Here is a 13,200-nt window from a genome sequence, read left to right on the forward strand (position 1 = left end):
GCACCGTCCGCGCGAACGGCGACGAGGTCGGACGACTGCGCATCGTACGCCCCGAGAACGCACTCGCCTTCACGCCCGACGGCGCAACGGCCTTCGCAGTGACCGAGGGTGCCGAGCCACCTCGACCCGTCGCGGAGGGAACGGCGCGGGTGCAGGCCGGGTTCCTCGAGGGCAGCAACACCAACGCCGTGTCCGAACTGGTGAGCATGATCACCGCGCAGCGGATCTTCGAGGCGGGCCAGCGCGTGCTGACCACCGCCGACAACACGCTGCGCAAGGCCACCAACGATATCCCGAAGATGGGCTGATGCCCGACATTCGGAGTGAGAGGACGAGACCGTGCTGAGATCGATGAACACTGCCGCGAGCGGCATGCACGCCCAGCAGTCGCGGATCGACACGATCGCGAACAACCTCGCGAACGTGAACACCGCGGGCTTCAAGAAGTCGCGCATGGAGTTCCAGGACCTTCTCTACGAGAACCTGTCACCGGCTCAGGCGGAGCGTGCCGACGGGACCGCGCCGCCCACCCGCGTCGAGGTCGGCCACGGTGTGAAGATCGTGTCGGCCGTGCGCATGCAGTCCGAGGGCACCGTCAGCGTCACGGGCAACGAACTCGACCTGTTCATCCAGGGCGACGGGTTCTTCCAGGTGCAGATGCCCGACGGGGACATCGGCTACACCCGGGACGGCAGCTTCAAGCTCGACCGCGACCGCAACGTCGTGACCAGTAGCGGTTATCTGATGGAGCCGGCGATCAACGTGCCCGAGGACGCGGTGTCGATCGGTGTGTCCACCGACGGTCGCGTGGAGGTCGTGCTCGCCGGGGACAGCGGAACGGCGCAGCAGATCGGCCAGATCCAGATCGCGCGCTTCAACAACCCCTCCGGTATGAGTCAACAGGGCGAGAACGTCCTGATGGCGACACCGAACAGCGGCGTGGCCCTACCCGGGAATCCCGGTGAGGAGGGCTACGGAAGCCTGCAACAGGGTGCGCTGGAGATGAGCAACGTCGACGTTGCCACCGAGCTCGTCGACATGATCACCGCGCAGCGGGCGTACGAGCTGAACTCGCGCACCATCCAGACCGCCGACGACATCCTGTCGACGGTGAACCAGCTGCGGAGGTAGCACGTGCGGGCGTCGCTGCTCTGTTGGTTGCTCGTCGTGGTGGCCGCCGATGTTCCGGCGGCGACGCCGACGGTCCGCCTCGTGGACGAAGCGGTGGTCCACGGTGCGCAGGTACGTTGGGCCGACCTCGTGTCGGGTCCCATGGACTCCGATCTGGGCCGACGCGTGGTGTGCGCGTCACCCGCACCGGGTCACGATCGCACCTGGACCCGGCAGGAGCTCCTGCGGGAACTCGTGCGCCGCGGCGCGCAGCCGATACCGCGACTCGTGGGCAGCGACACGGTACGCATCGTCCGGCCGGGAGCGACCCTGGCGCCCGACCGCTTCAGCGCGCGGGTGCGCACACTGCTGGAATCGCAATCGCCGCCCGTGGGCGCGCTCGACCACGAGTACGAGATCCTCCGCGTTCCCTCGCTGCGTGTCCCGCGGGCCGATGCATCGGTGCAGCTGGAGGACACCGGACCCCGCGTCGGCCGTGGGGCGGTCGCGGTGCGTGTCGACGACGGGAGCACCCACGGGCGCCGTGCCTACGTCACGGTCGATCGTTCGGTGCGTGTCGTGGTGCTGCGCAGTGGTCGCGCCCTGGCCGCCGACAGCCCCTTGGGAGTCGGCAACGCAGTCGCGGACACGATCTGGACCGACGACGACCGCGTCTTCGATCGACGCATCCGTCCGGACGAGGCCGACGGCCGTTGGGCGGTGATCCGCTCGATCGCCGGAGGACAGGTCCTGCGTCGCGGCGACGTCCGGGCCACGCCGGTGGTGCACCGCGGCGAGAACGTCCACTGGGTCGTCGAGCGCTCGGGTCTACGGGTGCAGGTCCGCGCCCGCGCGCGCAACGACGGAGCCGTGGGCGAGTGGATCACCGTGGAGAGCCCCTTCGACAATCGCCTGCGCCGGGTCGTGGTCGTGGGACCCGGGCGCGTGGCCGACCATCTTCCCGATCCACCGGTCGACGCGGCGACCGGTGAACGCGTCGGCACGACCGAGGAAGGACGATCATGAAGCGTCTCGTCGTAGGTGTCTGGACCCTTCTTCTCGCGCTCGCCTGTGTCCCGGCCCTCGCCGGAGCCGGCGATCCCTATCTCGACCTGGACCGCTCCACCGGCGGTGTGTCGAACCAGAAGGCCTTTCGGGTGGGCGACATCGTCACCGTCCTGGTCGTCGAGAACGCCCAGGCCAGCACCACCGCCAAGACCGATGCCAACACGAAGTCCGAGATCAGCGGCGGTCCAGGACTCGGGATCCTGAACCAGATCACCGACTGGGGCCTCGAGACCGAGAACAAGTTCGCCGGCGACGGCAAGAGCTCGCGGACGGGTTCGTTGAACACGCAGATGAGCACCCGGGTGGTCGAGCAGCTCCGCAACGGCAACCTGCGCCTGGCGGGCGAACGCACCGTCGAGATCAACGGCGAGATGCAGATCATCGAGCTCACGGGGATCGTTCGTCCGCAGGACGTGCGTGCCGACAACACGGTCGAGTCGACGCTGATCGCCGACGCCGTGATCAGTTACTCGGGAGACGGTCCGGTGGCCGACGCGCATTCGCCGGGACTGCTCACGCGCATCGCGAACTTCCTGTTCTGAGAGGGGTCGATCCATGACTCTGCTTCGCAAGGTCTTCGTCGCTCTCGTGGTTCTCGGTGTGTCGATCCCGGCCTCGCCTTCGACGGCGAGGAGTCCGGAACGCATCAAGGACATCGTGCGCTTCGACGACGAGGTCATGATGCCGCTGATCGGCACCGGGCTGGTGATCGGTCTGGCCGGCACGGGCGACGGCAACGGATTCGAGGCCTCGATCGAGGCTCTGGTCCGCAACCTCGAACGCCTGGGTGTGACCGTCGACCCGAACGGCCTGCGCACGAGGAACGTGGCCATGGTGCAGATCACGGCCAGCGTGCGGTCGCGAGCCCGTCCGGGCGATCGCTTCGACGTCACCGTCAGCTCCATCGGCGACGCCAAGAGCCTGGAGGGCGGGACGCTCCTCGCGGCGGCCCTGAACGGAGTGACCGACGGCGAGACCTACGCCATCGCCAGCGGACAGGTGTCGATCGGTGGATTCAACGTCGAGAGCGGCGCGAACAACCGCGTGCAGAAGAACCACGCCACCGTGGGCATGGTCAGCAGCGGGGGACAGGTGCACCGGTCGCTCCCCGGGGGGCCGCGATCGGACCACATCGGTCTCCTGCTGAACCATCCCGACCGGTCCACGGCGAGCAACGTGGCCAGGTCGATCAACGAGCGCTTCCCGTCGACGGCCCGGGCCGAGGACGCGGGTTTCGTCCGCGTGTACCTGCCCGACGGCTGGGTCGACGATCCCGTGGGATTCATGGCCGAGCTGGGCGAGATCCGCGCGGTGACCGATGCCAAGGCACGCGTGGTGGTCAATGAACGCACGGGCACGATCGTCGTGGGCGGCGGAGTGAGACTGCGCGAGGCGGCGGTGGCCCACGGAAGCCTGAACATCGAGATCCGCACGCGGTACCGCGTGAGTCAGCCGAACAGCTTCAACGAGTCGGGAGAGACGGTGGTCGTGCCCGACGTCCAGACCTTCGTCAACGATGCCGAGGCCCATGTCCTGCGGCTGCCGGACACCGTCACGGTGCAGGACATCGTGGATGTGCTCAACGGCATGGGGGCGTCGCCGCGCGACATCATCGCCATGCTCCAGGCCCTGCGGGCGGCCGGGTCGTTGCAGGCGGAGCTCGAGGTGATGTGATGAGCGATCTGCACGCGATCGGAGTCAAGCCCACAGTGCCGGCGTCGTCGAAGACCGAAGTCTCACCGGAGCTGATGGAGGCCGCACGGGAATTCGAATCGCTTCTGCTGAACACCATGATCAAGGCCATGCGCGACAGCGTGACGCGCAGCGACCTGTTCGGCGACACGAAGCACGTGGAGACCTACGAGCAGATGCTCGACCAGGAGTACGCGAAGGCCATGTCCCGTCAGGGCGGGCTGGGCTTCGCGCGCATGATCGTGGAACAGCTCGGCGGTGAGCAGGACCCCGGTGCGGGCCTCGAATCGCTGCGAAACGCCGCATCGCGCCTCCAGGCCGCGAAGCGTGGCTACGAAGCCTACGGCGAGGCCGCTTCCGCGGTCCGTCCCGACGCCCTGGGAGGCGAACGATGAACGCGACGACCGACACGTCCTGGTCCGACCTGGTGCGCCAGCTCGAACTCGAGCTGGAGGGCCTGAGCCGTCTCGTGAGGCTCTCGCATCGACAATGCCACTACTTGATGCGCCGCGACGAACGGCGGATCCACGCCAATGTCCGGGCCATCGACACGACACTGGCGGACCTGCGCGCCGCAAATGCGCGCCGGACCGGGACTCTCCGGAACCTGGGGATCACGGAGCGGGGCCGGAAAGGACTCAAGATCGCCACGGAACGCGCCGATACCCCCTGGCGAGAGCGGGTCCAGGCGCTGGAGGTTGCCCTCGCCCGGGTGATGGAACTCCTGGGTCACAAGAACCTCCAGAACTATCAGCTGTCCCGTTTCTCCCTGGATTCCGTCGGTGAGGAAATGCGCCTGCTCCTGGGCGCCTCCGAGGATCCGGGTTCGACCTACGACGCCGGGGGAGCGGCCGGGGATCCGGCGCTGCGCGGCGCGGTCGACGGGAGGGCCTGATGTCCGGCATCGGACTCATCAGCGCGTTGGACGTGGCCGTCAGCGGCATGTTCGTGAGCCAGATGGCCACGCAGGTCATCAATCACAACATCGCCAACGCCAACACACCGGGATACTCGCGTCAGTTCCTGCGGATCGGTTCGCAGGACCCCCTGCAGGTGACCTACGGCTCGATCGGCCGCGGGGCGACGTCCCTGGGCGTCGAGCGCGCCCAGAACGACTTCCTGCAGCAGCAGCTGGTGGACCAGAGCGCCCTTCTGGGTGACTACACGGCCATGGACGGGACGCTGCGGTCGGTCGAGGAGGTCCTGGGCGGACTGGACAACGACCGGATCCGTACCGCGATGGGGGAATTCTTCGAAGCCTGGCAGGGCCTGTCGCTCGACACCAACTCCGACGGTGCCCGCGAGGCGGTGGTGGGGGCGACGGCGAACCTCGCGCGCCAGTTCAACCAGATCGATTCGTCGTTGGCCCAGATCGAACGGGACACGCGCGACACCTTCGAAGCCTACGTGACCGACGTGAACGCCATGCTGAACCGCGTGGCCGATCTCAACGGCCGGATCGTCGCGGAGTCGGCGGGCGGTCACCGCCCCAACGACCTCATGGACCAGCGGCAGCAGGTCCTCGACGCACTGGCCGAGACCACGCGGTTCACCACGAACGAGCGCGGCGACGGCAGCGTGGACGTCATGATCGAGGGGCGCGCCGTGGTCACGCGCTCCCACGTGAACGAGCTGCGGGTCCAGGAGAGCACCACGGCCGACGGCGGCCGGGTCCAGGAGGCGGTGTTCGGCGGCAAGAACCCCGTGGTCGTGCCCTTCCAGGCGGGTGCCCTGGCCGGTTACCAACGCATGTCCAACGACATGGTTCCGGGGATCCGGGCCCAGCTCGACGAGCTGGCCTCGGAGATCATCCGCCGTGTCAACGATCTGCACGAGAGCGGGGTGACGGCCGAGGGTGTGGGCGTATCGCTGTTCAACGGGAACTCGGCGGCCACCATGTCGATCAACGAGGCGGTCGCGAACAACAATCGCCTGGTGGCCGCGGGTCGCGATGGAACCCCGGGCGACAACACGTTGGCCAAGGACATCGCCAACCTCGGAGCCACGGTGGTCGACGGCCACGACCGCTCGCTCGACGACATGTACTTCACGTTCATCGGTGGGGTGGCGAACGACCGCGGGCTGTACGACTCGTTGCTCTCCGGCCAACAGGGCATCGTCGAGTCCGCCCGGACCCGTCTCGAGGCCGAGAAGGGCGTGAACATCGACGAAGAACTGGCGAACCTCGTGATCTATCAGCGCTCCTACGAGGCGAATGCGCGCGTGGTGCGCGCCGTCGACGAGATGCTGGCCACCCTCGTCGGCATCATCTAGCCCGGGAGATCGAATCGATGCGCGTCACCAACCAGTCGGTCGCACGCAATCTGATCTTCGAGATCAGCCGCAACTACGACCGCATGAACATGTACCGGCTGCAGGTCTCGAGCGGGAAGAGCATCAACAGCTTCGCCGACTCGCCGCGCGACATCGGTCGACTGAAGCGCTTCGACGCGTTGCAGTCGTACAACGACCAGTACCTGAGGAACCTCACCAACGCGCGCTCGAAGCTCGAAGCCGTCGACACCTCCCTGCAGCGCATGGCCGGCGAGGTCGCGGGCCTGCGGGAGCTCGTGCAGAGTCAGGTGAGCGAGGGCATCACGAACGCCGACACGCGGGCCAACGTCGCGAACCAGGTGCGCGGCATGCGCGAGTCCTTCATGGCCTTCGCGAACCAGCAGATCGAAGGATCCTACCTGTTCGGCGGATTCCGGAACAATCGCGCTCCCTTCTCGTTGGTGGGCGACGAGGTCGCCTACAACGGTGACGATCGCGACCCCTCGGTCCAGGTCGGGCCGACGCTCGAACTCGCCACGAGTGTGTCCGGCGACGAGTTCATGGGCACCGACGCCGCGGTGATGGCCGGGACCACGGAACTCCGTCCGCGGATCCGGGCGGGCACGCAGCTGGCGGACCTCAACGCGGGCGCGGGCGTGGCGATGGGGTCGATCGAGATCCGGGCCGGGGTCGACCCGCCCGTCACGGTCGATCTGACGGGGTCGGCGACGGTGCAGGACGTGATCGACCGGATCAATGCGGCGTCCGGTGGGAGTTTCACGGCGTCGATCAATGCCGACGAGACCGGTCTGCAGATCGTCGGACCCCAGCCGGTGTCGGTGGGCGAGACGCTCGGCGGCAGCACGGCCGGAGACCTGGGCCTGCGCGGGACGACCACCGGGACGCTGCTGGTGGGCGACGCGATCCAGCCGCGCCTGGATGCCTCGGTCGATTTCGCCGAGATGCGGACCCTCGACGGTGAACTGCCGCTGGGGACCCTGCGGATCGTGATCGACGACGTGGTCACGGACGTCGATCTGTCGACGGCGAACAACCTCGGCGAGGTCCGTGCGGAGATCCAGTCCCTGATTCCGGACATGGACCTGCTGATCAATGACGGGTCCATCTCCCTCTCGCTCGATCGCGACGCGTCGTTCCGCTCGGAGAGCCCTCCGGGCGACGACACGGCCGCGCTCCTGGGGCTCTCCGGAGAGGCGAGTCCGACGCGGTCGTTCCAGGTGTTCCAGGACGTGATCGACGCCCTGGAGGCCGACGACACCGAGGCGTTGCGGCAGACCCTCGTCGAGATCAAGGACGTCCACGACCACCTGGTGGGACTGAACGTCCAGATCGGCGGGCGTCAGAACACCCTGGACAACCAGGAAGCCGTGCTCATGGAGCGCGAGCAGACACTCATGGTGGAGCGGTCGCGGATCGAGGAAGTCGATCTGGTGAACGTGGCCACGCGGCTGACCTTCGCCGAGACGACCTACCAGGCATCCCTGGCCTCGGCGGCGGGAATCTTCCAGATGTCCTTGCTGGACTACCTGTAGGGGGGAAGCGGATGCGCATCGAGAGCCAACGCATCGGGACCTTCGAGGTCGACGACCGGAGCCTGATCCAGTTCCCCTCGGGCCTGGTGGGATTGCCGGCCCGCAGCCGTTTCGTGATCCTCGAGTTCGACCGAGACGTACCGCTGGCGTGGATGCAGCACGTCGACGACCCGGAATTCGGACTCCCGGTAGCCGATCCGGGGATCTTCGTGCAGGATTACCAGGTCGAGGTACCTCGGTCCGACGTGGCCGATCTCGATCTCGGGTCACTGGACGACGCCGTCATGCTGGTGGTGACGACGATCCACCACGGTGGCATCATGGTGACCGGAAACCTGCGCGCCCCGCTGGTGGTGAATCTGGCCAACCGGCGCGGTCGACAGATCGTTCTCGATCGACCGGACCTCGACGTGCGGGCTCTGGTGGATCCGATCGCCTTTGCCCGGGCCTCGCGGACTCCCGGGGCCCAAGCCGTGACGGCGGAACCCGTGTCGGGCTGACCGGCCGATCCACCGCGCGCCATCGACAGGGAGGTCGTGGTGCTCGTCCTCAGTCGCAAACGCAACGAGAAGATCGTGATCGGGGACGGGATCACCGTGACCGTTCTCGAGGTCCGTGGTGACCAGGTGCAGCTGGGGATCGATGCTCCCCGCGAGATTCCGGTGCACCGCTACGAGGTCTTCGAACAGATCAAGCGCACCACCGACGAGGCGGCGCGAAGTGACCTGGATTCGCTCGAGGAGCTACGCCGACTGCGCCGGAAGAAGAGCGAGGACGACGACTGACCGCCCTCAGCGGTGGCGGTCGAGCACCACGGGTCCCTGTTCCCCTTCACCGTAGGGGTCGACGCGGCGGGCCCGCATCGATCCCAGAGCGCGCCCGACGTCCTGCTTCTCGTTCCGCATCCACTCGATCAGCGCGTGGCCCTCGTCGCGCAAGCGGTCGAGGGCGCCCTGCACGTGTGGCGAGCGGGGACCACTCTGCGGTCCGAGCAGTTCGACGAGTTCCCCCAGTGCCTCGGAGCGAGCGTCGAGCTCGGTCTCGATCTGGTGGAGCCGCCCCTGGCGGACGTGCTCGCGCAGGGCCGCATCGTGGGATCGAACCCGGTCGATGACCCGGCCGACGGAATCGGAGGGGGCGTCGTTCATGCCGAGATCGACAGGCTCGGCACCCGGTCGCCGGTCGGGTCCGCGCTGTCGGATGACGGGGCAGACGACTCGGTGTGCGACGGCGACGCAGCCTGCTCACCGCCCGGCTGAACGTTCTGCTCGGCGAGTTCTTCCCAGGAGCGGGCCAGGCGGCCCAGGACACGAAGGCAGTTCTCGAGGTGCGAGCTCCGGTTGTAGGTGCTGGCCTGCAGCAGCTCGTGTTCCACGTACTCGTACAGCAGGGCGAGCCGACCGACCAGTTCCGGGGCGACACTCTCGTCGAGCGCGTTGCCCAGCTCCTGGACGATCCGCATGGCGCGGTTGATCCGGTCGCCCTTGCGCGCGGTGTCGCCGTTGGCGATCGCCTCCTGCGCCTCGCCGATGTACTTCAGAGCTCCCTGGTAGAGCATGGCGACGAGTCGGGCGGGGGATCCCGTCTCGACGGCGGTGGCGGTGTACTGATGGACTGCGCGCTGATTGTCCATGGGTCATCGACTCCGTTCGATTGCGCGTGTGGGCGGATCACAGTCCGCCGAAGAAGCCCTGCTGTTGTTGCAGCCGGGAGATGGTCATCTCCATCGCGGTGAACTTCCGCGTGAGCGTCGATTCGTAGAGATCGACGGATCGTTCCTCGCGTTCGATGCGATCCTCGATCCTCGAGATCTCGGAGTTGATGCTGTCGGTCCGCAGGGCGATCAGCCCACGGCTGTCGCCGGTTCCCCGCGTGAAGGATTCGATGGTGTCGCCCAGCTGGAAGGCGATGCCTCCGCCGCTGGTTTCCGTCGGAGACTGCGTGAACAGGTCGAGCACGGCTCCGTAGTCGGCTTCCACGGCCGAGGACAGCTTGGCCTCGTCCAGCGACATCGTGCCGTTGCGGTCGAGGGACAGCCCGATGTTGGCGGCGACGATCCGTTCGCCGTCGTTCGGGCCCGTCGAGACCGAGGTCGTCATGATGCGGCTCAGGGTGCTGCGCACGCTGCGCACGAGCGAACTCCCCTGCAGTGCGCCCCCCTGGGCGGACTGGGCCTCGGCCAGATCCTTCAGCTCGTTGTAGGTATTCACGAACTCCTGGAGCTTCTCCGCCAGTGCTGTGGTGTCGCCTTCGATGGTGATCTCGGTGGTTCCCACAGACTTCAGGTCGAGCACGGTGCCCTCGAGCGCTCCCTCGACGGAGTTGTCGGGGCTGGTCACCGTGATCGAGTCGTCGATGGTCAGGAGGGCATCGGCCCCGGTCGTGGACACGGTGAACGCCGGTGCGGTTCCTCCCCCCAGGCCGCTGGTGTCGACGGTGAACTGGTTCGCGACACCGGACTCGTCGGCGCTGACCATGAGGCGGTATCCGCTGCCGTCGTTCACGACCGAAGCGGTCACTCCTGCGTCGGCTTCGTTGATCGCGAGCTTCAGGTCGGACAAGGACGAAGCACCGGCCTCGAGGGTGACCGTCGTGGTCTCGCCACCGAGCGTGAAGGAGAAGTCGCCCGCTCCGACGTCGTCGTTGACGCTCGTGTAGGCCTGACTGATCGTGCGGTGGGTCTGCGCGAGCTGGTCGACGGTCACCCGGAAGGTGCCCACCGGCGAGGCGGAGTCCGCCGTGGCGGCCATGAGGTCCTCGTTGCCCACGCGCGCGGCACGGCTGCTGAACTCACCTTCGCTGTCGAGTCCCTCCGCCAGACCCCGCAGCTTCTCGAGTGCGGTGTTCAAGTCGTCGAGAGCACGAAGACTGCGGTCGAGCCCCGACTTCTCCTGTTCGTAGCGTTGGATCGGGCGGCGGCGGAGCGCGACCAGTTCCTGGACGATCTTCGCCGTGTCCAGGCCGGACGCAACGCCACTGAACGAGATCGCGGACATCCAGGATCTCCTTTCCACCTCGCGGTGGTGGGTCGACCGCGCGCTCAGCTGCGGTCGTCGAAGAGCAGGCCTCGCAGCTCGTTGAGACGGCGGCTGGCCTCGAGCAGGTCCTCCGGCGGGATCTGGCGGATCAGCTCACCGCTCTCGGTGTCGCGAATCCGAACGACGTACCGGCGATTCTCCTCCTCGAACGAGATGTCGAGGGAGTGGCGGCCGAGCGCCTTCAGTTCGCTCTTCAACTCGTCGGCGGTGGCGCGCAGGGCCGTGCGCATGGCGGCCTCGTCGGCACCTCCGGGCGACGCGGTGGCCTCGCGGCCGTTCGCCGGGGCAGAAGACTCGTCTTCGGTCTTCGGACGCCGGGTTGCAGGTTCCGGACCATCGGATCCGGGGTCCGCGGGAGCGCGCGAGGGGACCGGACGTGCGGCCGGTGCAGGGCGCGCCGCGGAAATCTCGACGGCGGGACCGGCGACCGCTGTATCGACACGTAGCGTATCCATGTGTGCCTCCCACGAACTCCGCGGCGGCCCGGGTCTCCCCAGCGGGGGAGACCCGGTCGAACCGCGGGTCTACGACCGTCCTCTCGGGTCTAGCCGAGCAGGCTGAGCGCGGACTGGGGAGCGAGGTTCGCCTGGGCGAGGACGGAAACGCCGGCCTGCTGCAGGATCTGCAGCGAGGTCAGGTTCGCCGACTCCTCGGCCACGTCCACGTCGCGGATCCGCGAGTTCGCGGCGGAGAGGTTCTCCACCACGACGCCGAGGTTGCGAACCGTCGACTCGAGGCGGTTCTGGACCGCACCGAAGCTCGCGCGGGTCTGGGTGATCGTGGTCAGGGCACTGTCGAGCGAATCGATCGCGTCCCGGGCGTTCGCCCCGTCGGCGCCGGTCAGCGTGGCCGAGTCGAGGCTCAGCGCGGTCGCGTCGACGGTGGTGGCGAAGTCCAGATCGATCCGGTCGTCGGCCGTGCTGCCGGTCCCGACCTGGATCGCGACGGCGCCGCCGGATCCGTCGATCAGCTTGGTGCCGTTGAACTCGGTGGTCGCGGCGATACGATCGATCTCGGACGTCAGGGCCTGGAACTCGTCGTCCAGGAACTGGCGCTCGTTCTGTCCGAGCGTGCCGTTGGCGGCCTGCTCGGCCAGCTCCCGCAGGCGGATCGCGATGCCGGAGATCTCGTCGAGCGAGCCCTCGGCGGTCTGCACCATCGAGATGCCGTCGTTCGCGTTCCGGCCCGCCTGCTGCAGGGCGCGGATCTCGGACTTCAGGCTCTCGGAGATCGCCAGACCGGCGGCGTCGTCACCCGCGCGGTTGATGCGCAGGCCGGACGACAGCTTCTCGAGCGACTTCCCCAGCTTCACGCCGGTGTTCATCAGGTTACGCTGGGCGTTGATCGAAGCGAGGTTGGTGTTCACGCGGAGTCCCATGGCTTCCTCCTTGAAGTCGGGACGGTCGTTGTTGCGGTTCGTGACGAGACGCTCGTCCCGGTCCAGGGGATCCGTTCCCCGTCCACCGTGGACTCGCGACTCGTTGGCGGTATCGGTCTCACGGGCTGCGGCTTGAGCAGAAAATTGCCGGTCTGGTACGGGACTTGAGAGCGATGGGGTCGTCATGACCGTCGCGAGTGCACACGAGGTCGCCTGGACCACCGCGCGACCCGAGGAAAACGGGGACTTCGTCGCCTTCGTCGACGCCTGTTTCGGGCGCCCGGGGGGGCGTAGCCTGCGCCGGGAGTTCCCGACCGCGCTCGCGGCGGACAACGCGCGGCACCATTTCGAGGGGTCGATCGACGGTCGTCGCGTGTGCGCGGCCACCGCTCTGGTGCGGCCGTGGACGACCACGTCTGGTCGGATCGTGGTCGCCTGTGTGGGTTGTTTCGCGACGGCGCCGTCGTATCGGGGCCAGGGCCTGAGCGGCAGACTCCAGGGCGTGGTGCTCGAGCACCTCGAACGAGAAGGCGTGGACTGGGCCGCCCTGTGGACCGATCGCCCCGAGATCTATGCGCGACGTGGATTCCGGCCCACCGGGGTCGAGGTCCACGGGCGGCTCGACGCCGTCGACTGGCCCCGACCGGCCGACGGAGACGTCGTCCGTGCGGCGACCCGCGACGATGCCTCCGCCGCGCTCGAGCTCTACCGCGCCCATCGGATGCGAGCGGACCGGACCACGGCGGACATGGCCGCATACCTCGATCCCACGACCTCGCGGAGCTGGGTCCTGGTTCGTGGTGACGAGATCGTCGCCTACGTCTGTCTGGGAAAGGGCGACGACTTCCCCGGATACGTGCACGACTACGGCGGCGAGCCCGGAGCCGTCCACGCCCTGTGGGGGGTCGCCGTCGACGCCGGAGCGCGAGCGGTGCTCCTTCCCGCCGGGAGCGACGCCTATCGTCGAGGACCGGCCGCGGCCATGCCGGGAACCGTGCAGTCGGCCGCCATGATCCGCGCCTTCGACGGCGCACCACGCCCCGCGTCCACGGACTTCGCCGTCTGGGGCTTCGACTCCGCCTGATCC

Annotated in this window: 17 protein-coding genes; 12 read left to right on the forward strand and 5 right to left on the reverse strand. The window is 67.9% G+C overall.

Annotated features, from left to right (window positions below; translation table 11 throughout):
- The 11 genes from VKA86_02670 to csrA form a co-directional block, all read left to right on the forward strand.
- Positions 1 to 308: flagellar basal body rod C-terminal domain-containing protein (locus VKA86_02670; protein ID HKK70091.1), on the forward strand; the 308-nt coding region annotated here is incomplete at its 5' end.
- Between the two features lie 31 nt (positions 309 to 339).
- Positions 340 to 1,131: a flagellar basal-body rod protein FlgG gene (gene flgG / locus VKA86_02675; GenBank protein HKK70092.1), complete on the forward strand. Its 792-nt coding sequence runs from the start codon at positions 340 to 342 to the stop codon at positions 1,129 to 1,131.
- 3 nt (positions 1,132 to 1,134) lie between these two features.
- Positions 1,135 to 2,136 (forward strand): flagella basal body P-ring formation protein FlgA, encoded by a 1,002-nt coding sequence (locus tag VKA86_02680; GenBank protein ID HKK70093.1) that lies wholly within the window; start codon positions 1,135 to 1,137, stop codon positions 2,134 to 2,136.
- Complete coding sequence (locus tag VKA86_02685; protein ID HKK70094.1) at positions 2,133 to 2,720, forward strand: flagellar basal body L-ring protein FlgH; 588 nt, start codon at positions 2,133 to 2,135, stop codon at positions 2,718 to 2,720. Before VKA86_02680 ends, VKA86_02685 begins: the two co-directional genes overlap by 4 nt.
- A 13-nt stretch (positions 2,721 to 2,733) precedes the next feature.
- A complete protein-coding gene (locus VKA86_02690; protein HKK70095.1) occupies positions 2,734 to 3,852 on the forward strand; it encodes a flagellar basal body P-ring protein FlgI in 1,119 nt (372 codons plus the stop codon).
- Positions 3,852 to 4,265, forward strand: a complete 414-nt coding sequence (locus VKA86_02695) for a rod-binding protein (GenBank protein HKK70096.1) — start codon at positions 3,852 to 3,854, stop codon at positions 4,263 to 4,265. Before VKA86_02690 ends, VKA86_02695 begins: the two co-directional genes overlap by 1 nt.
- Complete coding sequence (gene flgN / locus VKA86_02700; protein ID HKK70097.1) at positions 4,262 to 4,765, forward strand: flagellar export chaperone FlgN; 504 nt, start codon at positions 4,262 to 4,264, stop codon at positions 4,763 to 4,765. Before VKA86_02695 ends, flgN begins: the two co-directional genes overlap by 4 nt.
- Entirely contained in the window at positions 4,765 to 6,144 is a 1,380-nt protein-coding gene (gene flgK, locus VKA86_02705) for a flagellar hook-associated protein FlgK (protein HKK70098.1), read from the forward strand. The genes flgN and flgK overlap by 1 nt, the downstream gene beginning before the upstream one ends.
- A gap of 17 nt (positions 6,145 to 6,161) precedes the next feature.
- Positions 6,162 to 7,697: a hypothetical protein gene (locus VKA86_02710; protein HKK70099.1), complete on the forward strand. Its 1,536-nt coding sequence runs from the start codon at positions 6,162 to 6,164 to the stop codon at positions 7,695 to 7,697.
- An 11-nt stretch (positions 7,698 to 7,708) separates the two neighbouring features.
- Positions 7,709 to 8,197, forward strand: coding sequence for a flagellar assembly protein FliW (fliW, locus tag VKA86_02715; protein ID HKK70100.1), 489 nt, complete (start codon positions 7,709 to 7,711; stop codon positions 8,195 to 8,197).
- 39 nt (positions 8,198 to 8,236) lie between these two features.
- Positions 8,237 to 8,482 carry a carbon storage regulator CsrA gene (gene csrA / locus VKA86_02720; protein ID HKK70101.1) on the forward strand — a complete coding sequence of 82 codons (246 nt, stop codon included), beginning with the start codon at positions 8,237 to 8,239 and terminating at the stop codon, positions 8,480 to 8,482.
- A 6-nt stretch (positions 8,483 to 8,488) separates the two neighbouring features.
- Here csrA and VKA86_02725 read toward each other — a convergent pair whose 3' ends face one another.
- The 5 genes from VKA86_02725 to VKA86_02745 all read right to left on the reverse strand — a co-directional run bounded on the left by VKA86_02725 (position 8,489) and on the right by VKA86_02745 (position 12,113).
- A complete protein-coding gene (locus tag VKA86_02725; GenBank protein HKK70102.1) occupies positions 8,489 to 8,845 on the reverse strand; it encodes a hypothetical protein in 357 nt (118 codons plus the stop codon).
- Positions 8,842 to 9,330: a flagellar export chaperone FliS gene (fliS, locus tag VKA86_02730; GenBank protein ID HKK70103.1), complete on the reverse strand. Its 489-nt coding sequence runs from the start codon at positions 9,328 to 9,330 to the stop codon at positions 8,842 to 8,844. The genes VKA86_02725 and fliS overlap by 4 nt, the downstream gene beginning before the upstream one ends.
- 37 nt (positions 9,331 to 9,367) lie before the next feature.
- The gene (fliD, locus tag VKA86_02735) at positions 9,368 to 10,693 is read right to left on the reverse strand and encodes a flagellar filament capping protein FliD (GenBank protein HKK70104.1); all 1,326 of its coding nucleotides are present in this window, start codon (positions 10,691 to 10,693) and stop codon (positions 9,368 to 9,370) included.
- Between the two features lie 44 nt (positions 10,694 to 10,737).
- The gene (locus VKA86_02740; protein HKK70105.1) at positions 10,738 to 11,190 is read right to left on the reverse strand and encodes a flagellar protein FlaG; all 453 of its coding nucleotides are present in this window, start codon (positions 11,188 to 11,190) and stop codon (positions 10,738 to 10,740) included.
- Between the two features lie 89 nt (positions 11,191 to 11,279).
- The gene (locus VKA86_02745) at positions 11,280 to 12,113 is read right to left on the reverse strand and encodes a flagellin (protein ID HKK70106.1); all 834 of its coding nucleotides are present in this window, start codon (positions 12,111 to 12,113) and stop codon (positions 11,280 to 11,282) included.
- A 184-nt stretch (positions 12,114 to 12,297) separates the two neighbouring features.
- Between VKA86_02745 and VKA86_02750 the strand changes: the two genes are divergently transcribed.
- Complete coding sequence (locus VKA86_02750) at positions 12,298 to 13,197, forward strand: GNAT family N-acetyltransferase (protein ID HKK70107.1); 900 nt, start codon at positions 12,298 to 12,300, stop codon at positions 13,195 to 13,197.
- The last annotated feature ends 3 nt before the right edge of the window (positions 13,198 to 13,200 follow it).

Source organism: Candidatus Krumholzibacteriia bacterium, assembly GCA_035268685.1.
Classification (GTDB): Bacteria; Krumholzibacteriota; Krumholzibacteriia; order JAJRXK01; family JAJRXK01; genus JAJRXK01.

Bases quoted from the DNA above. Each gene is read 5' to 3' on its own strand.
- VKA86_02690 (HKK70095.1), top strand. From the start codon at position 2,734: ATGACTCTGCTTCGCAAGGTCTTCGTCGCTCTCGTGGTTCTCGGTGTG.
- VKA86_02745 (HKK70106.1), bottom strand. From the start codon at position 12,113: ATGGGACTCCGCGTGAACACCAACCTCGCTTCGATCAACGCCCAGCGT.
- VKA86_02685 (HKK70094.1), top strand. From the start codon at position 2,133: ATGAAGCGTCTCGTCGTAGGTGTCTGGACCCTTCTTCTCGCGCTCGCC.
- VKA86_02710 (HKK70099.1), top strand. From the start codon at position 6,162: ATGCGCGTCACCAACCAGTCGGTCGCACGCAATCTGATCTTCGAGATC.
- fliS (HKK70103.1), bottom strand. From the start codon at position 9,330: ATGGACAATCAGCGCGCAGTCCATCAGTACACCGCCACCGCCGTCGAG.
- VKA86_02740 (HKK70105.1), bottom strand. From the start codon at position 11,190: ATGGATACGCTACGTGTCGATACAGCGGTCGCCGGTCCCGCCGTCGAG.
- flgN (HKK70097.1), top strand. From the start codon at position 4,262: ATGAACGCGACGACCGACACGTCCTGGTCCGACCTGGTGCGCCAGCTC.
- flgK (HKK70098.1), top strand. From the start codon at position 4,765: ATGTCCGGCATCGGACTCATCAGCGCGTTGGACGTGGCCGTCAGCGGC.
- VKA86_02725 (HKK70102.1), bottom strand. From the start codon at position 8,845: ATGAACGACGCCCCCTCCGATTCCGTCGGCCGGGTCATCGACCGGGTT.
- fliD (HKK70104.1), bottom strand. From the start codon at position 10,693: ATGTCCGCGATCTCGTTCAGTGGCGTTGCGTCCGGCCTGGACACGGCG.
- fliW (HKK70100.1), top strand. From the start codon at position 7,709: ATGCGCATCGAGAGCCAACGCATCGGGACCTTCGAGGTCGACGACCGG.
- VKA86_02695 (HKK70096.1), top strand. From the start codon at position 3,852: ATGAGCGATCTGCACGCGATCGGAGTCAAGCCCACAGTGCCGGCGTCG.
- VKA86_02750 (HKK70107.1), top strand. From the start codon at position 12,298: ATGACCGTCGCGAGTGCACACGAGGTCGCCTGGACCACCGCGCGACCC.